Raw genomic sequence first — 21,408 nt, forward strand, 5'->3', positions numbered from 1 at the left:
ATTGAATAAATTGGGCGCTGTGATTCGGCACATCCATATGCCTCACCCTGCGGGCTGCCTGATGCAGTCCAAATCAGCTATCCTGCAGATTTGTCTTTCACCCCTTTCTTTTCCGCAAAAGAAAGGGGGATGCTCTGCTTTAGCAGAGTAGTATGTAACTTTAAAAGCACCTATCGCATACCGGAAATCAAAAAACTTTCTTCAGCCATATTTCCCGATAATGCGCTATGAACATCCGATCAAAGGCGCCCTGTTTTATCGGCCGGGCGCAGGCGCAGAAACCTCGGGAAGCGCGGCAACCCACTGCTGGTCAGGCCGTTGAACCGGTATGTGATGATCGAACCAATCGGCGGCGGATTAGCCCGATCGCTGTCACTAAAACCACTGCCGATACGAAAACGTCTGCCGTCCATTGTCTCCACCTCGATAGCACCTGTTTTACCAGCCAGGCGACCGCGCCCCGGAATCAGCGCCACAACACGCGCTTCGGCATCATCATACGGCTTGTATTTGAGCAGCAGAGCGGAGCGTCCGCTTACATAGGGGGCATCGGCCCGGTGCAGCATCAACCCTTCGCCACCGGCGGCCACAACACTTTCGAGTTTCTTACGCAGCCCGGCTGCATTTTTCACCCGGAACTGCCGCACAGGCAGCAGCCAGGGTATTCCTGCATCTGTTGTCAGCCGCACAATTTCCCGGCTGCGGGCAGTGAAATCCCCTGCCATGCCCGGCAACTCGAATACCCGGTACTGCACCTGATGCCAGCGCTGATCTGTTGCACTGCCGCGACTAATCACACTGGCGACTTCGGAGAAGCGCCCTCTGCCCATCCATAGCTCGCCATCCATCGCCCGCGAGGGGAAACCTGCGGCAAACCAGTGCGGCGCATGGATAAGATTGCCGTTGCGGGTGTAGAGATGATGCCCGTCCCATAGGCAGCGCACGCCATCGAGCTTCTCGCTGACCAGATAGGCGGCAGGATCTCTTCCCGCATCCCACTTTTTCGCCAGCACCACCTCTTCGCCCCAAGTCTGCGCGGCGATGAACAGGCAAGTCAGGAGTAGAAGAATGGTTCGTTTCATTTCGCCCCCTTATCAAGCGCGCAATAACAGCAAAACGCTGTCATATTCTTTAGATTCGACCTGCCTTGCGGCCTCGACTAACCGATTATAGACGCGAATTCTTTGCCCTACCCATACCGCAACGATCCGACTAAGCCGTTACAACTGCGCCATCTCCGCGCTTCTTCCACAAACACCAAAAGTATTGCTATTGGCGCCCATCCCCGTAAAATACGCCACAACACGGCCCGCGCCCCTTCATCTCCGGATGTAAGCGCGGGTTTTTTATTGCCATGTAATCACTGCCACAATGCCCATTGTTCCCAACCTTCAATAAGCCCCATATTGCCAGCACATACTCCTCCACCTGCGCCAATTTCCGGAAACTCACGGACCAGCTGTTTAAACCGCTCATTCCAGTGGCTATTCGGGCAGATTCGATTTAACAGATGCTGCATGATACAAAAAATAAGAAATGGCCTTGCGATTAATTCCTGCTTATCTCGAAAACAGTCCAGCTCCAACACATCCCCGGCTTTAGAAAGCTTAGGTTGATCAACTACGTTACGGTTCCAAAGACGACTATGGTGCGCACAAATATTTCTGATGTAATTCAGGCTGCGCAACCAGCTAGCAAATACGACTGGTTCGCTGATGCCAAATTTAGAAGCAATGGCTTGCTGATCCTTATATTGCATACCTGAATACAGTATTGAGAACATGCCAAAATCCCATGTCTCTACTGCCACCCAAATCGGCAGAGGAAGCCCATGCTTCTGGCGATAATGTTTGACAAACTCTTCTTTGGATCGAGACAGTGAGGTTTCAAATTTACTTAACCATTGCTGGTGCCTGGACGCAGAAAACCCGGGTTTCACTTCAACAAAACGCGTGTTAAACAGTGCCGGGTTTTGATATGCAAATGTATCCCGTTCGCCAAGCAAGTGCGCAATACCTGTCCTGATAGCTACTTCAATGCGCTCCAACGCATCCGAAGCGAGCAGGCGCAGTTGCTTATCGTAAACATACAAGTGCACTGCATCCTGGAATTGTGTTCCTGCTACAAAGTTATCCAGCCGCTGGTAAGAAATTTTTCCTGATTCTTGCTTGCGAAAAACAATCTCACGAAATGGATACCAATAACCGCTAAGGCGGTAATAACCAAGTCGTTCGAGGTAGTTGATTGCCTTTGCTTCGTCCGAAACCACCATGCCTCTGCATTTAAGCATGGCCAGCTGTTCTTCAAATGATTTCCACGGACGACTATATGACATGCTTCTCCCCCGCAGTTAACTAGCAACAGTTATAATCGTGTCAGTTAAAAAACTCAATAACTCATGGCTGAGTCCGGCTAACAGAAGGACCTCGGCACCAGATTCAAGATCACCCATGATGGGTTGTGACACTGTTGCTGTTTCATATATCATTAGTTCTTCATCTTACGGAGGCAAGCAACGATGCAGGGTGTCATTACAACAAAAGCAATCTTGCAGAATCCCATTGTGATTATTGAAGGCTTCGGGCTGCGTGTATTTATCAATGCCCTGTTTGCCGATAAAGATGCGACATTTCTTGATATTATCAACGAATGTCATGAGCTGGATGCGCATAAGGATATGGCCAGCATGAACCTCTCCGAAATTGTGAATCAATTCATTGGCTATGAACTGAAATCGCAGGAGATTTATACCATGCTCTCTGAACGCTTCAGTGAACTAAGCGATGTCTCCGCATTTTTTAAAAACCTTGCCCGCCATGAGGAGGGCCACGCGATTGTACTTGCCAGGGTGCGCAGGGAGATAGAGCGCGGCCATTACTGGAAAGAGTCCAAACAGATTCATCTTGATGAAATTAAGCGTTTTGATCGGTTCATGAAAAAGGCGGAAGCATCCGTCCTCGCCGGCGTGTCACTGGCAGAGGCCCTGACTCTGGTGGATCAACTTGAAGGATCAGAGATCAATATCGTGTTTGAAAACCTGAACAAATCCGTTGATATGAAATCGAGAAAACGTTTTGAAAAATTCTTCGTCATGACTTCCGAGCATATCGGCTACTGCGATAAGCAAACAACAGCCTTTCGCAAGAAATATGCGGCTCTGGTGAATCCTTAACCTCACCACGCCTGGGCGAGCGTCTCCCCTGCTTCCGGACTCTCGAATAGCTCAAGTCGTATCATCCTCTTATCCCTGCTAAGCTTGCAGTTTTATAGAGGAGTTTAGCTTGGAGATACCACCGGTAGCCCGCATTTGTGAAGCCATTGAAGTGGCACACGCCAGGATTCAGACCGATTTTGCAGACATCAATCCCGTTGTCGCGGTAAACAAGCAGATGCGCAATTACGGTATTCCCTCCGACGTCATGACCATCGATTGCCTGAAATCCGGCAAACGCATTTTGCTGGTTTTCCATGACTCCCAGCCTGATCTGGCAAACTATCAGTTCTGCCGCCGTGACGCCGACCCCGGTGATGAATTCGAGTCCATCCCTCTGCAGTCTCTGACCGAACAACAGCTCTACGACTGGATGAAGGACACCTTTTCAAGACCCCATTAAGCATATGATGTGCAGCGGGGCTGCCTCCTGCCTGTATCTGTTCAATGATCCATCGATTCAGTTCGGTCAGTTTTACACCGACATTTACACCGACATTTACACCGACATCGGAATGAGGTCTGTTCCCTCGTACTCAGGCCTCGACTCTGGTCGGACCAAGCAATGCCCATTTTTATATCAAAATGGACACTCTAAGCCTGTCAGTCTAGAAACTCAGTGGCGATTCACATGTTTTAATCTACTTCACTTCTCACCAGCCAGCTCCCTTAGTTTTGTAACAGATAAAACTGGAAGATCTGGAAGCTCTACAGCATCACCCGTTTCAAGTACCTTGATGATCGCCCCCTGAATTTCTTTATGACATGGAATACCATCAGGAAAGGAAACAGGGATATATGGCTGGTGTTTATAAATCAAATTTGTTCTGTTCCGGCCATTACAAAACAGTATTGCATCATCGTCAGTGTTGAGTCCTATTTCAGCAACAGTAAATGTGACTTGATCGCCTTCCCTCAAAAACCACTGCTCACTGTAGGCATCAATCAGTAGCTCCCTATCTAAAGGGTGAAAAGTTGACCGTACCCATAGGTGATCAATCTTTCCCCAATCAAGAAGCACTGCAACATCTTGTTCATTTCTCTTACGTATCTGCACCAACATAATTTATCGTTCCTTTGAATCAAAGCATGCCGTACAACCGCTTTTTATCTCTATGATAGAACTTGTATGCCGCAACCCATGATGAAAAAAGAATGCCCAATGCAACTTTATCATAGTAACGAAACATTCTTTCTTTATACACATCCTCCAAAGGCTTTAGAAACCCAGAGAATTGCATGTTGCTTATAAGGTGCTCCCCCAGCAGTAGAAGACCAACAGCAAAAAAAGCACCAATTACAATCATAAACTGAGTTCTCCCTGAGTGGGAAAGAACTACTAGAAACTCATGAAACCAGTCTCTCAATATATCACCTCAAGATTGAAATCTTTCATTAAGCCTCCAAACTTCCGCTATCAACGTCACCTTTGACCACAACTTTGAAGCCTCCTCTAATAACACGAACAAGGTTATTCTGGTCGTTCGCCACGATGAAAGAAGTTATCTCACCCTTTATAGCCAGCAACACCTAACCTTAACAAGTCGAACACCACCCGCGAGAAAGCCGATGCCCGCGCCGGATCGGAAAGCAGCTGCATCATCTGGTTTTGGTGCGCGTCACTGCTGTCCATCACTGCATCATCAATAGCTTTGGAAAAATCGCCCAGCATTGCCTGCTCGGGTGTGTTGTTGGCAATCTGGCTCATGACGCGTCTGTTTTCACTGACTTTGTCCCTGATCGTATAGGCGTAGTTCACCAGATCGTTCTCGGTGAGGTTATCGGTAATGAATAGCTCATTCAGCCGCTGAATAATCTGCGACAGCAACTCTTCCTGCTTGTCCCTGGCCTTGGCTGTACCCAGCCCTTCGCCCGGCTCCAACGGGTTTGGTGAATCCGGCTCCAACACCAGATCCTGACGCCGGATCTCGGAAAGCCTGTAATGACTGAGTACCACACTGCCCAGATCAACATCATCCTCATCATCTACTGCCTCTCGCAGCATTGGCCGCAAGTGACGCGCATAGAGACTCAGCTTCTCCAGATCCTTATCGTCATATTCCACGATCTGCGACATGAACTCATAAAAACGTACAAAGGTACCCAGATCCTTCTTGAAGATTTCCAGCGCATCCTTCTCTGTCTTGCACTCCTTGAAGCTCTTCTCCGCATTGGCAATCAAAACCGGATCGCCACTCTGTTTGGTTCGCTCAAAGATCTCTTTGGCCTGCCTGAATGCCGCAATAGCCGACTTGTAGCGCTGCTGCCAACGCTGCACCGCCGGCTTACAGATATTGGAGATTGCCGCATTACTCTTGTTCTTTTCAAAGAACGCCTTGCAGAACTGCTCCACCTCCTGCCATGTGAAAATGCCTGCCGCACGCAGCTTCTCGAACAGCTCGAAGATCAGGTTGGGATCGGAAACATCTGCCAGTTCAGCCGTCTGATAATACGGCTGAAAAGAACTCAGTATATCATCAGGATCATTAAAGAAATCGAGTACAAAGGTGCCGCTTTCAGCCTTGCCCGGATAGGTGCGATTCAGGCGCGACAGAGTCTGCACACACTCCACACCACCAAGCTTTTTATCGACATACATGGCGCACAGTTTCGGCTGATCAAAGCCGGTCTGAAACTTGTTGGCCACGATCATCACCTGATAGTCATCCGAATCGAATGCCTTGCGCATATCCCGTCCTTTCAGGTTCGGGTTCATATTCCCTTCGCTAAACTTCTCACCCAACAGCGCAGCCGCATTCGGATCGCGCTCGTCAAACTCCACCTCGCCCGAGAACGCCACCATGGCATGAATCTTCGTATAGCCCTTCTCAGTGATGTATTTGTCAAAGCAGAGCTTGTAGCGCACCGCCTCCTTGCGCGAACTGGTCACCACCATCGCCTTGGCCTGACCGCCCAGCAAACCCATCACATGCGTTTTGAAATGTTCAACGATCACCTGCACCTTCTGCGCAATATTATAATCATGCAGACGCACCCACTGATTCAGCCGCACCTTCGCCCGCTTGCTCTCCACCTCATGATCGGCTTCCTGTATCTTCATCGCCAGATTGTAGGCCACCTTGTAGTTGGTGTAGTTCTTCAACACATCGAGGATGAAACCTTCCTCAATAGCCTGACGCATGCTGTACACATGGTAAGCCTCGGGCCTGTTACTCTTTGATGGTTGCTCATCAGGATTCGGCAAGCGCCCGAACAACTCCAGCGTCTTGGTCTTGGGCGTCGCCGTAAATGCGAAATAACTGAGGTTCGGTGCCGCCCTGCGCGCTGCTACTGCCGCATCAAGAATATCCTCGCTGGTCAGCTCCTCATCAGTATCAGCCGGGGCATTCTCCTTGCCCCCCATCATCAGCACTTCTTTGAGCTGCCGGGCCGTCGATCCGGATTGAGATGAGTGCGCCTCATCGGCAATAATGGCGTAGCTGCGCTCTTTGAGCCTGGCGTTGTTCTCTATGGCCTTGAGTACAAATGGAAAGGTCTGGATGGTCACAATGATGATGGGCTGCGCCGCTTCCAGCGCCCCTGCCAACTTCTCCGATTTAGAGCCATCTCCCTCTGCCCGGTTGATGCGCCCCACCACCCCATCGACATGCTCGAACTGATAGATGGTGTCCTGCAACTGATCATCAAGCACGGTGCGATCCGTCACTACGATCACCGAATGAAACTGCTTGTCGCCCTGCTCATCATACAGCGAAGAGAGCTGATGCGCCGTCCAGGCAATGGAGTTCGATTTACCGGAGCCGGCACTGTGCTGAATCAGGTATTTATGCCCCGGTCCTTCGGCTTTCGCATCGCTCACCAGCTTATTGACCACATCCCACTGGTGATAGCGCGGGAAGATCATCGTCTCTTTCTTGTACTTCTTGCCCTGCCAGTCCTCACGCTCTTCGATCTGCAGATGCACAAAACTGCCCAAGATCTTCAGCAGGTTATCCGGCAGCAGCACCTCGTTCCACAGATAATCGGTGGCATACTGATTCACATCTTCAGGCACATCGTTACCGGCTCCACCGCCGGCTGTGCCCTTGTTGAATGGCAGGAAGAAGGTATCCGCCCCCTCCAGCCGCGTAGTCATGTAAACCTCGTACTGACTAACCGCGAAATGCACCAGTGCCCCGCGTTTGAAAGTCAGCAGCGGCTCGGGGTTCTTCGTTACAGGATCAACAGCAAAGCGGGTGGTCTTGTACTGCTTGATGGCATTCTCCACTGCCTGCTTGAACTCGGACTTCAGCTCCAGTGTTGCCACAGGAATACCGTTTACGAATAGCACCAGATCAATGCGCCAGCGCTTGGCGCGAATGCCGGTTTCAGCTTCATGCTCATCGGTTGCCCATGGTGAATATACCAGCTCCGGCACCACGCGCAGGCGGTTCGCATTGTAACGCTTCAGGGTATCGGGGTTCAGATCATGTTCGGGTTTGAACTGGCAGAGCGAGAAGCGTGTACCGCGATCCTTCAGCTCATGGCGCAGCACGCCCAGCGTGCCGAAGGTGCGCATCTCCTTGTGTGCCGCATTGGGATCGGCCTTGTTCTGCTGGGTAGCAACACGCTCGATAAACTTCCGCTCCGGATCATTAGGGTAGAGCTTACAGAACTTCTGCCACTGCGCGTCCTGGGTCTCCTGCACAAAGTCCAGCACATCCTCTTCATACAATGCCAGCTTGCGGTTGTACTTCTCAGGATCACCCAACAACCAGCCATTAGCCTGCAACTGCCGGATCATGTCGTTCTGAAATGTTTTCTCGTCTGATTTACTCATACCATGCCTGCTTATATTATCTATCTTTTTCCCTGCTTAATCACATACAAAGTTTTGTCTTGCCCCTGCCTTTGAGCTGATCTGTTGCTCTTTCTCAAAGAGAACCGAGTTATTCAACAACTCACTTTTTGAAAACTTTTCTGGCTATATCACTACTTCTCTGATCTTTATTAATCCAATTAATAAAGAGGGATGTATCAAATTCAATCTTATGCTGAAAAATGATAGAGCTATTGCTCCCTTCTTTTTTCTCTACATTCATCAATAATGATTCTTCACCCGTATTTTTATTTCGATTGTGCTCAGTAAAAAACATATTCAGACTAACGCTTGAATCATTTCGCTTTATCTGGTTTTTCGATATAAAAATTGATTTATTGAAAGATTCATTAATACTGGCTTTCAACTTATCACCTACTTCACCCTTTAGATATTGATAGTTAATTGACCTATTTTTCATAAGATAAATAATCGCATATGGCAAATTATATCTATTCACAAATCGATATAGGTGCCCTTGCTCTGATTTGAAGTCATTTAATATCGACTCGAACAATTTGTCGCCGACGTTCAGTCCAATCGCAGAGCTAATCATTGTTCGAATTATTTTGGCATTGTTGATAATGAGATCTAGCAGTTCGTTACTTACATCACCTTCCATTCGACGATCTGTACATGAAAACACAGCGGGATTAGCCAAATAGCATTCGTTGTATTTTGCTTCGTCATATTCTGCAATGCCCACGATTGTTTTTTGTGAATGCCTCGCATGCAAAGGTGCAGGTGAAGAATCCCCTTCGATAGTACTGCTGTCGGTATACAAGTTCACAATTACGATCGGATTTCTACATACTGGACAAACAGCATAATGCTTACCCTTTCCGTTCTCATTTTGATAATAAGGGGAAGCCTTTTTAGTTAACTTCTCAAAATCGTTAACAGTTAGTGGGCTCCCTACTTTCGGCACAGTGCCAATCAAATCAAAAATCTTCATAAAATAACCTTTTGTATTTGAGTGTTTTTTTCTTCCTCGTCTTTAGTCTTACCAAATAGCCGATCTCTAGCTGTATTCATATCTATATAAACGGCATCCTGATTATCGTAGTTCAGCACCTTGATCTTTTCCTTCAACAGCCCCTTGTCTACTTCAGTAAGCTGTAGGCCATAGATGCTTTCAACTTTACGGCATAGAAACAGTGATGTGCCATTATCATTAACCACCGTTTTGCCATCGGCCTTGAAGAGCCCCATCACTTCAAAGCCCCCCCTTGGGCCATAATATAGGTCGATAAAGTAAGCATCGCCCGGTAACTCAGGCCAATCCTCATAAGCATCCAAATCCATACCATGCCCGTCACTAATCCGCAGCTGATCAAGGAGTTCTTCTGCCTTATCACTGCGACAATCGCGAGTAATGGTGAAGTAGACCCGTTTGTCTTTGAAGAAATCCGGATTATCGCGGAGCTCACCGAGAATCGAGGAGTGTTTGGTCTGAACTGGCCTGGCTATTCGCCTTTTTTCCCACTGCTCTTTTGCCGATTTAATATCTTCTTTGCTAATTGGCTTTGCCGCATCCCACTCACTGGATAACCATGTCTCAATCTTTGCCAACTGATCATGATCCAAGACTTTGTACCCAGCTTCGAGCCAACCTTGTGTCTCGTCACCCTCAAGCCCGAGGCCATTCGAGGATAAGTTAGCCGAACTCACGATGGCAATATCATCCCCTAGGTACACTTTGGCATGGAGCAGGGGTTGGTTTTTTATCTGGATATTGCCCAAACCCATCAGTTCTTCGACCACATTGGGGTTGGTGGCTCCACTATCAAGATTACAAACGATGCGGATGCTGGCTTCGCTATCTCTGAGAACCTCTGCAGCTTTTCCACCCAGAAAGGCGACGGCACAATGAATACTTCTTGCGGAAGAGAGCAATTCAAAGATTGCCTCAGTGTTCTCAGAGGAACCTAGGAACACCTTACAATTCCACCCGTATGCAAAATTTTATGATGCCTATCAAAATGCCCAAACCGTTTCACAGATTTTGCGATAAAGCTCCTGGCGTTTAATGATGTCTGCTTGCTTGAACTGCTCATGTGGTTCAAAGGGCAGGCCAAGCGTTTCTTTCATGCGCAGAAAATTCGGATTGTTTTGATAGGTCAGTGGGCAGAGTGTCTGCACAAAAAGGTTTTCTTTGATGTAGTGCTTCATCTTTTCGGAATACGGCTTGGCACCATAGGACTGGTTGGCTCCGCGCGGCAATAAGACTAAGCCTCCAAGCCGATTCCGGTATTCGTCGAAGTCGCCTTTTTGCTCAAACTCATCCGTGTGCTCTTCAAACTTGTTACCCCAGATATGCTCGACTTCAAAAGGCTTGCCACCAGGGCTGAAATAATAGGTCTCAAATGTCTCGTTTCTGCCGGCATTTTTATCGATGAATGCGGAGATACGGGATAGCAGAAACTTTACAAACCGTCGGTTTTGTCCATGCAACCGGAAGACATCAAGACCATTCCAAGTCTGTCCCATGTCATTCAATTTCTGGGTCAAAATCTCTTTCAGCTCATCCAGTGGTTTACTGCGAATCTCCTTCACCAATGTGTACATGGTGTAACGAATGGAGCTGGCGGAGAACTTCTTGAAGTTCACCGAACGGCGCACCACAAAGGTTTCAATATATTTGGCGACCAGATTGATTTTCTGATCGACCATCTCAGGAGTGTCCGACTTAACCAAGGGGGCGAGCATGAGCGGATAACTAAGCGAATTGGCAATCCCCCATTGCTGTATGTAATAGACATGCTCCAGGGCAGGCGAGAGGCTTTCTTCCGCCTGTCTTATCTTCAGGTAGGCATCCCGAAAAAATGTGAAATCCTCGTTCACAAAGGTATCAAAGCCGCTTTGGGAATTGTCAGAGAGTTTCAGTAGCTCCAGGTTCTCACGCACCCAGCTATGGAAGCGCGTGCCGATTTTCTCAAAGTCCTCATTCTTGGAGCCAGCGGAGCCGGGGCGAATGCTTTCGGCATATTTGGCACGCAACCAAGCTTGAAAGAATCTCTGATCCTCATCCTTGTCGAAACAATGTAGCTGCTGGATCGACTCCTTCCACAGGTCGTTGGCCTTCTGCCGAACCTCATTCTCTTTGAAGCGGGAGAGCACAAATCCCTTCAGCATTTCCGTTGAGGTCAGGTTCATACCTCGATCGTTCATCGTTTCGAAAATGGTATAGGCGTTGTCATCCGAGTAGGCGACGATCTCTACCAACACCACCCGCTCTTTCATCCAATCGATGAAGTATGGTAATGAAGTTTGGTCGATCTCTTTGGGAAAGGCTGGTTCAATATCCTCGTAACGGGCTGCCATATTCCGGGTCGATTCGTCATCGCCGTTATTTGGTGTGTAAGCCCCTTGGTTGAACAAGCTATCCAGGCATGGGATACGCTCTTCAACCGTAATATTGAAAGATTTACTGCCGAATTTTTCTGAGTAGATCATGTCATCAAGCTTTAACACTAAACCATAATCACGTTCTAAATTCTTCAGATAAATCATAAAAAGTGTTAAGGAGGTTAAGCGCTGTTGGCCATCAATAATGCTTCGTTTACCACCCTTTTCACTGAGAACGAATGGTCCGAGATAATAGCTATTATAATTTGCTACTTCTTTGCGCTCATGGCTTGAGTCGTACTCGGAAAGGAAAGCGGAGGTCAAATCGGTTACCAATTGCTCGATATGCTTTTGCTGCCAGCTGTATTCGCGTTGAAAGTAATCCACCGTATACTTTTTGTTATCCAGCACTTCCAGAACGGTGCGATCATTCGCTTCGATTTTGTTTTCCAACTTACCCATAAATCCTCACTTTAAAGTGCTTAATCACTTCCACTCTGCCCACCCCAAATCACACAGGATCACACCTACACATTGCACAGCAAGTTGCGCATCCTGCTCCCGCAACTCACGAACACCTCGAGCCTCCTGCTCTGCATGTTTGCCTCTGGAATGCAGTCTTGCCGCTATCTCTCCCGCACAGGCAACGACCCGGCGCCCATGTTTCCCCGAATAATCAACCAAAAGGCCAACCAGTTTACTCAGGTCTTCACCCTTGGCTTTTGCGATGTCTTCCTTCTGCAAATAAGCGCTAAGTATGGCTGTTGCAGCTTCTCTAGCCCGATCCACGACGGACTCAACACCAGCTCTGTGAAACTCATCTTCCAGTGTATCCAGCTTCTCCCGCACGGCAGAAACAGCTGATTCTGGCACCTTGCTCCAATCTACTGCAGGAAGAGCGCCAAAACTTTGCCTCGCTTTCAGCATGACAATTTCTTCCCCGGTAAAACCGGTTTCCAAATGTATCACCTGCCAGAGCGTCGATGCCGTATCGTCACCCAGTCGAACCAAGACCTCTGCAACCTGCTGCCTCTCAAACTCACGACTCATTTTCCAAGGTTCATAGTGGGTTAGCCCGGAAGCTTTGTAAGCGCCATCAGAGTCCTGTTGAAAATGAGGAAAGGTAACCATCGGGTGTGGATAAACCCGCCATGGGCCTCCACTTTGACCCGTAGCTTTATAGAACCGTCCTCGCCGAACGCGACTCACCAGGTCAAAAGAGTCCTCCCGAAAATAATAAGGTGCTTCACGATTTAAGCCGGAGCTTGCGACTTCCTTTCCTGCTGCACCCAAAAACTTCGCCACACTCATGACTGGCGTGGGCCAAACCACGCTTTCATCTTCAAACACCCATCCTTTACTTGGATCAATGCCTAATCTGTACATCACAAATCTCCACGGATGGATGATTTGGACGAGCTTTGCTCGCCCGCAGGGCATGGGGCATGATGCCGAACATCACAAATCGGCATGGATAGCCGATTTGGACGACTGTAAGTCGCCCGTAGGGTGTGAGACATGATGTCTCACATCAATCTTGCCTGTAACAGCAGCAGAGATCAGGGCTGTGCGGCGCTCTTTCATAAGTAATATTGAATATTCAGCCTTGGCAATTAAATCATCAAACTTTGGCAATCTCATATCAATTTCAGCAGCAATTTCTTTTTGTTCTTTGAATGGTGGCATCAACACATTGAACTTTCTTAAATCAGCTTGAAATAAATGAGGTACACCCATGCCGCCTTGAATTCGTTTAATTACGTTTTGAACATAAGTCGAAACAAAAAAGTAATATAAATAACTACTATCTATTCTACCCACACTTCGTAGAACGGCTATCGAACTATTGACGGTAGCCGGTGAGGGTAACTCCCTTACAATATTCGTAGTTCCTGTGGTTGATCCATCTTTCGTTACTAAGACATCGCCTTCATTAAGCATGATTTCTGGTGATTCATCGTATCTTGCCTTGGTAATATAATTAACATTCTCAAAATCAATTTTTTCGCCTTTTATGTTAGGTGTTGCTAAGAAAATGTATCCTTCATCAACATATTCTTCGGCTTTTAGACCTTTCCACCCCAACCGAGCTTTTACAGAGCACTCAAAGCCTAGGCTGCTTATTTCCCAATGCGCCGGGACTTCGCCTAGCCATTCGATGCCGGAATTGCGCATGGGGGCATCGGGATTTAAGCCTTTGGTGACGGCATGGCTGATCACGGCCTGACGCTTCTCTTTCAGCAGCTTGATCAGCTGCTGCTGCTTTTCGATCAGGGTGTCGATTTTGGCGGTTTCACGGTCGAGAAAGTTGGCAATTTCCATTTGTTCATCATGCTGTGGGACAGCAGCAATGTAATTATTCAAAACATCTGATGGGACTCTTTTCAAGCCGCCAGCCCCAGTCATAGCTGCGATTGCAATTTCCATGAAGCTATCTTCTTGTAATCGGTAAAATAGAAATCTGTTAGACACCCTTTGATTAGCTCGAATTACATATATTTCAGAAGAGCCAAAACCAACTCCATTTACCAGATCCTGAGCTATTGCAATGTTCTTATTCTCAAAGCATGGAGTTACTTTTGCCATCAACACATCTGAATCAGCGAAATAAGTATATCCATCATAAACATCATCAATAGTCCGCACTTCATCTAAAACAATTGAATCTGTCTTAAGTTTTTCCATTGGAATAAAACTACATTCCTTGTCACGAGAAATTTTAGGTTTCTTCGGGGTTAACTCTGAAATGTACTTAGTACGGGTCAAAACCCAATGAGCAGGTATCTCCCCCAGCCATTCAACTCCAGAATCCTTATACTCTGGATAAGGCGGATACTTGCCTGGCATCAGGAATGCACCTCTTGCAGCAGTTGCATAATCTCAGCACTGACCTTATCCAGGTCAGCATCAATCTCGGCCAGATCGCGGGGCGGTTGATAGATATAGAAGTGGCGGTTGAACGGGATTTCATAGCCGACGATGCCGATCTCTCCATCCTTCGCATCGCGCTTGCAGGCATCAATCCAGGCATCGAGTACATACGGCTGCACCTCTTTAGCGAAATAGGCCTCGTTGGTTTCGTTCACCGGGCGTGATGGATCGAGCGGCACGTTTTCATTGTCACGCAGATCGCTGTCCGGCTTATATTCAACCACCTCTCCATCGACCTCGAACAGACCGTAGATGGCATTCGGCTCGGCGCTCTTGTGCACCTTTTTGATCACTTTGGCGGCTTCCGGATTCTTCCAACTGACCGCACTGGTGATCTGCTTCTTCTCAGTCGCATCCAGCTTGATGCCGCTCTTTTTCAGCATGGCATCATAGGTATTCATATCATCGTGCTGATCTGTGCCGATGGCCTGCTGCAGCGCTTTGGCCTTTTGCATGATAGCGCGCTGGGCCAGCCAGGTTTTGCGATCCAGCAGATCCTTGATCTGTTTTTCCTTCAATGCTGCAAAGTGGCTCTTGATGCGGTTGCGAATCTCCTCTTCATGGACAGTCAGGTCACCGTACTCCTCTACTCCCCATTCGGAACCATACTCGCCATAGATCCATTGCATGGCGGCATTCGGCGCGCCGGGGGCATAACGCAGCGTTTCGATGCGATCATCGCTGAACCGGAAGGATTCGCGCAGCGGGCGCTCGATGGTGATGCGGCGATAGCCGAACTCATGTGATGCAAAGATCTTGCTGGAGAAGGTCTTCGGCGTTTCGCTCTTCGGATTTTCCGACTGCCGTCCACGATTGCTCTTCTGCTCGGCTGGCTTATTCAGCTCGCGGGCATCAATCACTTCAAAGGCACCAAAGGCGCGGGTGATGGTGGCAATATCATCATCGCTCATCTCATTACGCTTGGAGCCGAGCGATTTACGCATCTTGCCGCACAGGTTCACACCGTTGATCAGCTGCACCTTACCCTTACGCTCTGCCGCCTTCTTGTTGGAGAGCACCCAGACATAGGTAGCGATGCCGGTGTTGTAGAACATGTCGGTTGGCAGCGCGACAATCGCTTCGAGCAGGTCAGCTTCCAGGATATAGCGGCGGATCTCCGATTCACCGGAACCTGCCCCGCCGGTGAAGAGTGGCGAGCCGTTAAGGATGATGCCAATGCGGCCACCAGTCGCTCCCGGCGTCGTGCCTCCCGCGACACTTGGACGTCCATGCCCATCGCCTTCGTTCGGTCTCAGCTTGCTGATCAGGTGCAGCAAGAAGAGCAGCGAGCCATCCGAAACACGCGGCAGGCCGGGACCAAAACGGCCATCAAAACCCTTGATGGCGTGCTCATCCTTGATCTCTTTTTCGATCTTCTTCCAGTCCACACCAAATGGCGGATTGGAGAGCATATAATCAAACTTGTCGGCATAGAGCTGATCGCCCGAGAGCGTATTGCCCAGCTTGATGTTGGAGACATCCTGTCCCTTGATCAGCATGTCCGCCTTACAGATCGCGTAGGACTCAGGATTGAGCTCCTGACCATAAGCACGCATCACGGCTTGAGGATTCAGCTTCTCAACATACTCCATACCTTCGGAGAGAAATCCGCCTGTACCAGCTGTGGGGTCGTAAATCGTCCGAATAATGCCCGGCTTCGTCAGGGCATCGTCATCTTCCATAAACACCAGTGAAGTGGTCAGGTGCACAATGTCGCGCGGGGTGAAGTGTTCACCGGCAGTCTCGTTCGAGCTTTCCGCAAAGCGCCGGATCAACTCTTCAAACACCTTACCCATATCATGGTTGGAGATCGCCGCAGGGCTGAGGTCGGTAAGACGCACCTTCTGCACAATCTTGTAGAGCAGATTGGCATCACTGAGCTGGCCAATGAACTCGGTGAATTTGAAGTGCTCAAATATCTCGCGTGCATCTCTGGAGAATCCCTGAATATAGGATTCCAGATTATCCTTGATGCCGGACTCACCCAGCTTGGATAGATCCATCTTTGAGGTGTTGAAAAAGGAGAGGCCGGCAGCCTTGAGCAGAAACTTCTCCTGTGCCTCTTCCGGCAGCCCCATACCCTGTATCCGGGCATGCTCAGCCAGCACCGCCTCCTTGCTGACCTCCAGCACACATTCCAGACGGCGTAGCAGCGTAAACGGCAGGATAATACGGCCATACTGGCTCTGCTTGAAGTCACCGCGCAGCAGATCGGCCAGTGACCAGATATAGGCGGCCAGGTTGTTGGGTGTTTCGCTCATTCGCTACAGTCCAATAGTCGTATTTTCAAAGGTGACGGGAACAAATCGTTGTAATTTAAAAGTGCATCGATAATCAGTCCGGTACTAAAAAGCGGTACCATCCCCTCTCCCAAACATTGCCGAGCGAGTGTAGCATAGAACCGGACATATTGTAGCGGAGGTTTCACACCACCTATGCGGATAGCGATGGCTATAGTTCGATGAAGTGCGCTGAATGGGGGCGAATCAGTGAGGTGTCGGAACTTTTTGGTGTCGGGAGAATGTGCAGGAGGAATTGCGGAAGCAATTATTGGGAGTGGTGCTATCGGGTACGGCGTTTTGACCCACCGGTTGGTGAAGCAGTGATCATGTGCGGGGCGTGCGAAAAATGCTCGCATGCCGGGGTTTTACGGGATCAGGCGCCCAGTTTATCCATCAGAAAAAACAGTGCGATAATGATGAAAATGCCGCCATAGAATTGTAACCTTTTAAACCATAATTTATTACTCATGTGTCTGCTCCGGGAACATATTTTATGGGCGTATTATATGTGGCATTCCGGATTTATCAATAAAGCTAACATTAATGGTTATTTAGGGAGATACCCTAATACATAGTCTTAATTAAGAGGTGGAAATCACCCTGTGAAAATCTGCAAACAAACGGATTTTGAGCGCACAGATATCTCCCTCCCGCCCTGTTGGGGCGGCAGACAGAGACGACTTTTGGGGATGTTGTTTTACGGTTGGTGAATCCGGTTTAAGAACCGGATCAGCGGGTTTAGGCCTCGTCGCCGGCGGCGCGGCTTTCCTTGCGGGCGCGGATGCGCGCTTTTTTATCTTCCACGGCATGTGCATCGCGCGGCTTGCGCGGCAGCGGACGATAGATCTCCAGCCTGTCCCCGTTCTCCAGTACCTGAGTGGCTTTGATCAGCTTGGCGTAGATACCGAGCTTGTTTACGGCCAGATCAATCTCCGGAAATTTTTCCAGTACCGTGGATGCCTGCAGCGCCTCTTCCGCCGTGGTGCCTTCGGCGACATCCAGCGACTCAAGGAACTGCTCATTCGGCAGCGCGTAAACAATCGAGATATGCATCAGTCAATCGCCATCGCGCGTTTCTCAAACGATTGCACCATCGACTTGCAGGCCGTGGTGAAAATCGGACTGGCTACCAGATCCAGCATCATGCTGCGAAACTCGAATTCAATAGAGAAATGCACCTTGCACTGATCATCCCCCACCTGTTCGAAGGTCCAGATGCTCTCCAGAAAACGGAATGGCCCGTCCAGCAGCCGGATCTCCACCAGCTTGTTGGTAATATAGCGGTCAATGGTGCGAAACTTGTGATGGGTGCCGGCAAGATCGGCCACGAGTTCGGCCGTGAGCTCGCCATCCTGGCTGGTCAGCACCGAAGCGCCTGCCACCCACGGCAGGAAATCGGGATAGGCCTCGATATCCATGACCACGGCGAACATCTTGTCCACCGTACAGCGGAGCACCCGCGTCTCTTCAAAGCTGCGCACGATCTCTACTGACCCGACAACCGGTTAGCGCAGCAGATCATTTGTTGCCCTTATCCGCATACGGGTTGGTACCGCCGACAAAGGAGAAGCGGATCGGTACACCGCTTAGATCGAACGTCTTGCGGAAAGCCTGTTCCAGATAGCGCTTGTAGGTCGGTTTGAGTTTACCCGGCCGGTTACAGAAGATCTTGAACGATGGCGGATTGGTACCGGTCTGGGATGCATATTTCATGCGCACCATCGAGCCGTCATCACTGGGAGCATGATGCGCCTCCTGCGTATCACCCAGCCAGCGGTTAAGCTCGCCCGTACCGATGGTGAAATGATTGCGCACAGAGGCTTTTACCGCCTCATGCAGCAACTGCTTCACACCTTTCCCCTGCTTTGCCGTAACGCGATACACCGGGATATCGGTCATTCCGCGCATGCGGAAGTTCAGCCGCTCGGCAAAATATTTCCACTCCTGCTCGCTGAGCAGATCCAGCTTGTTGACCGCCACAATCAATGCGCAGCCCTCATCCTGCGCCAGCTGCATCAGCCGCATATCCTGCTCAACAATGCCCTCGGCACCATCAAGCAGCATCACAGCCACATCGGCCATACGGAATGCCTGCACGGCTTTAACGCGCGCAACAAATTCAATGACATCGGAGATACGACCGTGCTTGCGCTGGCCGGCTGTATCCACCAGTCGCACAAAGCCGTCCTGAAACGGCAGCATCGAATCGATGGCATCACGGGTGGTACCGGCAATCTCGCTGACCACCATGCGATCACGTCCGAGCCAGGCATTGATCAGTGTTGATTTACCGACATTCGGTCGCCCGATCACGGCGATATTGGCCAGCGGCTTCTCTTCCTCTTCCAGCGCCTGATCATCCGGCATTTCCGGCAGCAGCTCAGCAAGTGCATCCAGCAGCTCCGGCATACCCTGCCCGTGAATGGCTGAAACCGGCAGCGGCTCACCCAGACCCAGACCGTAGAAATCGGTAGCACTGTTTTCGCGCTCGGCCTTGTTCACCACCAGCAACAGGGGCATCCCCTGCCGGCGCAGTTTATCGGCAATCACAGCATCCACACCGGTTGCACCGGACTGCGCATCGACGGTAAAGATCACGATATCGGCAATTTCCAGCGCCGCATCAACCTGTATATCGATCGCCGGCTGCATGATGTCATGCGTACCTTCACCGATACCACCGGTATCGACCAGTATCACATGCCGATCACCGAGCATGAACTCGCTCTCCAGCCTGTCCACCGTAACACCCGGCCGATCGCCCACGATCGCCTTGCGCACACCGATCAGGCGGTTAAACAGCGTGGATTTGCCGACATTGGGACGCCCGACAATTGCTGCAACAGGTAATCTGCCCGTTTGTTTTTTCTGAATAATCTCTTCGTTCAAGGTTACAACCTATCGCAGCATATAAAGGATGCCGAGGTTGTTACGTACCAGCACACCACCGTTGCCTGTAGCAACCGGTGTGCGATCAATACGTCCGTCAAGCGCAATCCGGCCAGCTACACGACCATCCTGCTCCATCCGGTAAACCCGACCATGATCATCAGCAAACCACAACAGACTGCCCACCAGCACAGGTCCGGTCAGCTCACCGTCACTGATCTGCTGCTTCCACAGGGTTGCCCCGTTTGCAGCATCAAGCGCACTGACTGCGCCGTGAGCATCGGCCACAAACAGCGTACTGCCGATCAGCAAAGGCGATGCTTTTGATGAGATATCCCGCGTTCTCAGTGTACTGCCGTCCTGCAGGGAGATGAAGATCAACTTGCCCTGAAAAACCGGCACAGCCAGCATATCTTCACTGCCACCGGACTGAGACGCCGGAATAATGGTTGGCGAAGCAACAGGCACTTTAAGCTCGCTTAATACTGCCGCATCGTTGCTCAGCACTGTCTGACGCTTCCACAAGAAACCGCCGTCGGCAGCATTCATCGCCACCACATCACCATTACTCAGTGCTGCATAGATACGATCCTTATAGACAACCGGCGAAGGCGACAGATGCATGGCCAGTCCGCCAAGCAGGCCTGAAAAACTCCACACTTTCTTGCCATCGGCGGTAAAACGATAGATCTGATTATTGGAGGTCTGAATAACGAAATCATTGCCCAGCACAACAGGCTGACCGATCAGCGCCGAGCTGAGCGTATAGCGCCATTTGATCACGCCCTGCTTCAGATCCACGCCGTAGAGATTGCCGCCGACATCACCGACAACAATATCGCCATTGGCTAATTGCAGTGCACCGGATTCCACCGGAGCATCCAGCGCAATACGCATCAATTCACTGCCATCGGCATCATAGACTCTCAGGCGGCTATCCTGTGAACCTGCAACAATACGCTCGCCGGCAGCCGTGGTGATGACCGCAGGCAGACTGAAACCCGGCGGCGATGCCGGTTTTCTCTGATCCAGATCGGTTTCCCACTGCAATGCAATGGCCTTGCCGGCCGGCTGTTGCACCGTCTTCTCGCCGGTGGATGCGGAGGCATCATCATGCCATAAGCCGCTGATCGTAGAGCAACCGCTGCTCATCAACACGATCAGCAGAGGGATTAAGGAGCTGCGCACCATGCGTGGCATCAGGATGCAAGACCTGCGAGCTGGGACTCAATGCGCTGCTTAAGCCCCTGATCGGGAGCGGCTGCATCGAGTGCCTTCTGCAGCTGCTTCTTCTTCTCCGCATCATCTTTGGCAATACCGGCCAGCAGGAAATAACGTAACTGCTGATACTCTTTACCGACAGGCTCCTTAAGCAGTGTATGAGCTGCTGCTGCATCGCCCTGTTCGATTTTCAACTGTGCCAGATCGAGCCTGGCCTGCCACTTCCACTCATCCATCGCAGATGAGTTGCTAATCAGCGCCTGGTAATGTGCGTCGGCATGCTTGCTGTCTGTCGCAATCAACTGCAACTGTGCCATTGCCGCGTATGAGCTGGAGGAAAAATCGCCGGCCAGACTCTCCAGCAATGCTGTTTTCTTCGCTGCATCGGTTTCACCGAGAGCCTGCTCATAGAGATTGGCTGCGGCATCCTGCCGGCTATGACTATGCTCCAGCCACATGCCGCCTGCGATCAATCCGACAACAACCAGACCGGCAGCCACCAGCAGCGATTGCATGTTCTTTTCCGCCCAGTGATTCCACTCGGCTGAGCGCATCTCCCGCTTGAGTTCATCCATTTCGGTTTTTGACGTTACAGGCTCCACAACTACCGGCTCTGCTGTCTTGTCTGATGCTTTCTTATTCATGGTTTCCTTCCTGAAGCGGTCTCGACTTACGCCCGCGCAGGGCAAATAGGTTTTATAATTAAA

General features: G+C 50.0%; 18 protein-coding genes. 2 read left to right on the forward strand and 16 right to left on the reverse strand.

Annotated features, from left to right (window positions below):
- Positions 1–239: 239 nt before the first annotated feature.
- Together SPV1_RS09285 and SPV1_RS09290 are read right to left on the reverse strand one after the other, a co-directional pair.
- Positions 240–1,082, reverse strand: coding sequence for a DNA ligase (locus tag SPV1_RS09285; RefSeq protein ID WP_009850920.1), 843 nt, complete (start codon positions 1,080–1,082; stop codon positions 240–242).
- Positions 1,083–1,360: 278 nt separating this feature from the next.
- Positions 1,361–2,335 (reverse strand): Abi family protein, encoded by a 975-nt coding sequence (locus tag SPV1_RS09290; RefSeq protein WP_009850921.1) that lies wholly within the window; start codon positions 2,333–2,335, stop codon positions 1,361–1,363.
- A 228-nt stretch (positions 2,336–2,563) separates the two neighbouring features.
- On the opposite strand from SPV1_RS09290, the gene SPV1_RS09295 reads away from it, so the two are divergent.
- Both SPV1_RS09295 and SPV1_RS09300 read left to right on the forward strand, forming a co-directional pair.
- Complete coding sequence (locus tag SPV1_RS09295) at positions 2,564–3,172, forward strand: ferritin family protein (protein ID WP_231288362.1); 609 nt, start codon at positions 2,564–2,566, stop codon at positions 3,170–3,172.
- A 109-nt stretch (positions 3,173–3,281) separates the two neighbouring features.
- Positions 3,282–3,614, forward strand: coding sequence for a hypothetical protein (locus tag SPV1_RS09300; RefSeq protein WP_009850923.1), 333 nt, complete (start codon positions 3,282–3,284; stop codon positions 3,612–3,614).
- A gap of 243 nt (positions 3,615–3,857) precedes the next feature.
- Here SPV1_RS09300 and SPV1_RS09305 read toward each other — a convergent pair whose 3' ends face one another.
- The 14 genes from SPV1_RS09305 to SPV1_RS09370 form a co-directional block, all read right to left on the reverse strand.
- Complete coding sequence (locus SPV1_RS09305) at positions 3,858–4,268, reverse strand: hypothetical protein (RefSeq protein ID WP_152909359.1); 411 nt, start codon at positions 4,266–4,268, stop codon at positions 3,858–3,860.
- A gap of 25 nt (positions 4,269–4,293) precedes the next feature.
- Positions 4,294–4,518, reverse strand: coding sequence for a hypothetical protein (locus tag SPV1_RS09310; protein ID WP_009850925.1), 225 nt, complete (start codon positions 4,516–4,518; stop codon positions 4,294–4,296).
- A 200-nt stretch (positions 4,519–4,718) separates the two neighbouring features.
- A complete protein-coding gene (locus tag SPV1_RS09315; RefSeq protein ID WP_009850926.1) occupies positions 4,719–7,991 on the reverse strand; it encodes a type I restriction endonuclease subunit R in 3,273 nt (1,090 codons plus the stop codon).
- 121 nt (positions 7,992–8,112) lie between these two features.
- The gene (locus SPV1_RS09320; RefSeq protein WP_009850927.1) at positions 8,113–8,985 is read right to left on the reverse strand and encodes a hypothetical protein; all 873 of its coding nucleotides are present in this window, start codon (positions 8,983–8,985) and stop codon (positions 8,113–8,115) included.
- Positions 8,982–9,968: a phospholipase D family protein gene (locus tag SPV1_RS09325; protein ID WP_009850928.1), complete on the reverse strand. Its 987-nt coding sequence runs from the start codon at positions 9,966–9,968 to the stop codon at positions 8,982–8,984. Before SPV1_RS09325 ends, SPV1_RS09320 begins: the two co-directional genes overlap by 4 nt.
- A gap of 39 nt (positions 9,969–10,007) precedes the next feature.
- Positions 10,008–11,840, reverse strand: coding sequence for a DUF262 domain-containing protein (locus SPV1_RS09330; protein ID WP_009850929.1), 1,833 nt, complete (start codon positions 11,838–11,840; stop codon positions 10,008–10,010).
- A gap of 24 nt (positions 11,841–11,864) precedes the next feature.
- Positions 11,865–12,764, reverse strand: coding sequence for a hypothetical protein (locus SPV1_RS09335; protein WP_040881793.1), 900 nt, complete (start codon positions 12,762–12,764; stop codon positions 11,865–11,867).
- A gap of 72 nt (positions 12,765–12,836) precedes the next feature.
- Entirely contained in the window at positions 12,837–14,225 is a 1,389-nt protein-coding gene (locus SPV1_RS09340) for a restriction endonuclease subunit S (protein ID WP_009850931.1), read from the reverse strand.
- Entirely contained in the window at positions 14,225–16,570 is a 2,346-nt protein-coding gene (locus SPV1_RS09345; protein ID WP_009850932.1) for a type I restriction-modification system subunit M, read from the reverse strand. The genes SPV1_RS09340 and SPV1_RS09345 overlap by 1 nt, the downstream gene beginning before the upstream one ends.
- 759 nt (positions 16,571–17,329) lie before the next feature.
- On the reverse strand, positions 17,330–17,644 hold the full coding sequence (locus SPV1_RS09350; RefSeq protein WP_009850934.1) for an RnfH family protein: 315 nt from the start codon (positions 17,642–17,644) through the stop codon (positions 17,330–17,332).
- Entirely contained in the window at positions 17,644–18,072 is a 429-nt protein-coding gene (locus SPV1_RS09355) for a type II toxin-antitoxin system RatA family toxin (protein WP_009850935.1), read from the reverse strand. The genes SPV1_RS09350 and SPV1_RS09355 overlap by 1 nt, the downstream gene beginning before the upstream one ends.
- Before the next feature lie 37 nt (positions 18,073–18,109).
- Positions 18,110–19,480, reverse strand: a complete 1,371-nt coding sequence (gene der, locus SPV1_RS09360; protein WP_009850936.1) for a ribosome biogenesis GTPase Der — start codon at positions 19,478–19,480, stop codon at positions 18,110–18,112.
- A gap of 9 nt (positions 19,481–19,489) precedes the next feature.
- Complete coding sequence (locus SPV1_RS09365) at positions 19,490–20,671, reverse strand: outer membrane protein assembly factor BamB family protein (RefSeq protein WP_231288363.1); 1,182 nt, start codon at positions 20,669–20,671, stop codon at positions 19,490–19,492.
- Positions 20,672–20,679: 8 nt separating this feature from the next.
- Complete coding sequence (locus tag SPV1_RS09370; RefSeq protein ID WP_009850938.1) at positions 20,680–21,345, reverse strand: YfgM family protein; 666 nt, start codon at positions 21,343–21,345, stop codon at positions 20,680–20,682.
- Positions 21,346–21,408: the final 63 nt, after the last annotated feature.

It is taken from the genome of Mariprofundus ferrooxydans PV-1, assembly GCF_000153765.1.
In the GTDB taxonomy this organism is placed as follows: domain Bacteria; phylum Pseudomonadota; class Zetaproteobacteria; order Mariprofundales; family Mariprofundaceae; genus Mariprofundus; species Mariprofundus ferrooxydans.

What these genes read in the sequence shown, in the direction of transcription:
- SPV1_RS09285 (WP_009850920.1), bottom strand. Translation starts at nt 1,082, where the DNA reads ATGAAACGAACCATTCTTCTACTCCTGACTTGCCTGTTCATCGCCGCG.
- SPV1_RS09290 (WP_009850921.1), bottom strand. Translation starts at nt 2,335, where the DNA reads ATGTCATATAGTCGTCCGTGGAAATCATTTGAAGAACAGCTGGCCATG.
- SPV1_RS09310 (WP_009850925.1), bottom strand. Translation starts at nt 4,518, where the DNA reads ATGATTGTAATTGGTGCTTTTTTTGCTGTTGGTCTTCTACTGCTGGGG.
- SPV1_RS09315 (WP_009850926.1), bottom strand. Translation starts at nt 7,991, where the DNA reads ATGAGTAAATCAGACGAGAAAACATTTCAGAACGACATGATCCGGCAG.
- SPV1_RS09320 (WP_009850927.1), bottom strand. Translation starts at nt 8,985, where the DNA reads ATGAAGATTTTTGATTTGATTGGCACTGTGCCGAAAGTAGGGAGCCCA.
- SPV1_RS09330 (WP_009850929.1), bottom strand. Translation starts at nt 11,840, where the DNA reads ATGGGTAAGTTGGAAAACAAAATCGAAGCGAATGATCGCACCGTTCTG.
- SPV1_RS09335 (WP_040881793.1), bottom strand. Translation starts at nt 12,764, where the DNA reads ATGTACAGATTAGGCATTGATCCAAGTAAAGGATGGGTGTTTGAAGAT.
- SPV1_RS09340 (WP_009850931.1), bottom strand. Translation starts at nt 14,225, where the DNA reads ATGCCAGGCAAGTATCCGCCTTATCCAGAGTATAAGGATTCTGGAGTT.
- SPV1_RS09345 (WP_009850932.1), bottom strand. Translation starts at nt 16,570, where the DNA reads ATGAGCGAAACACCCAACAACCTGGCCGCCTATATCTGGTCACTGGCC.
- SPV1_RS09350 (WP_009850934.1), bottom strand. Translation starts at nt 17,644, where the DNA reads ATGCATATCTCGATTGTTTACGCGCTGCCGAATGAGCAGTTCCTTGAG.
- SPV1_RS09365 (WP_231288363.1), bottom strand. Translation starts at nt 20,671, where the DNA reads ATGGTGCGCAGCTCCTTAATCCCTCTGCTGATCGTGTTGATGAGCAGC.
- SPV1_RS09370 (WP_009850938.1), bottom strand. Translation starts at nt 21,345, where the DNA reads ATGAATAAGAAAGCATCAGACAAGACAGCAGAGCCGGTAGTTGTGGAG.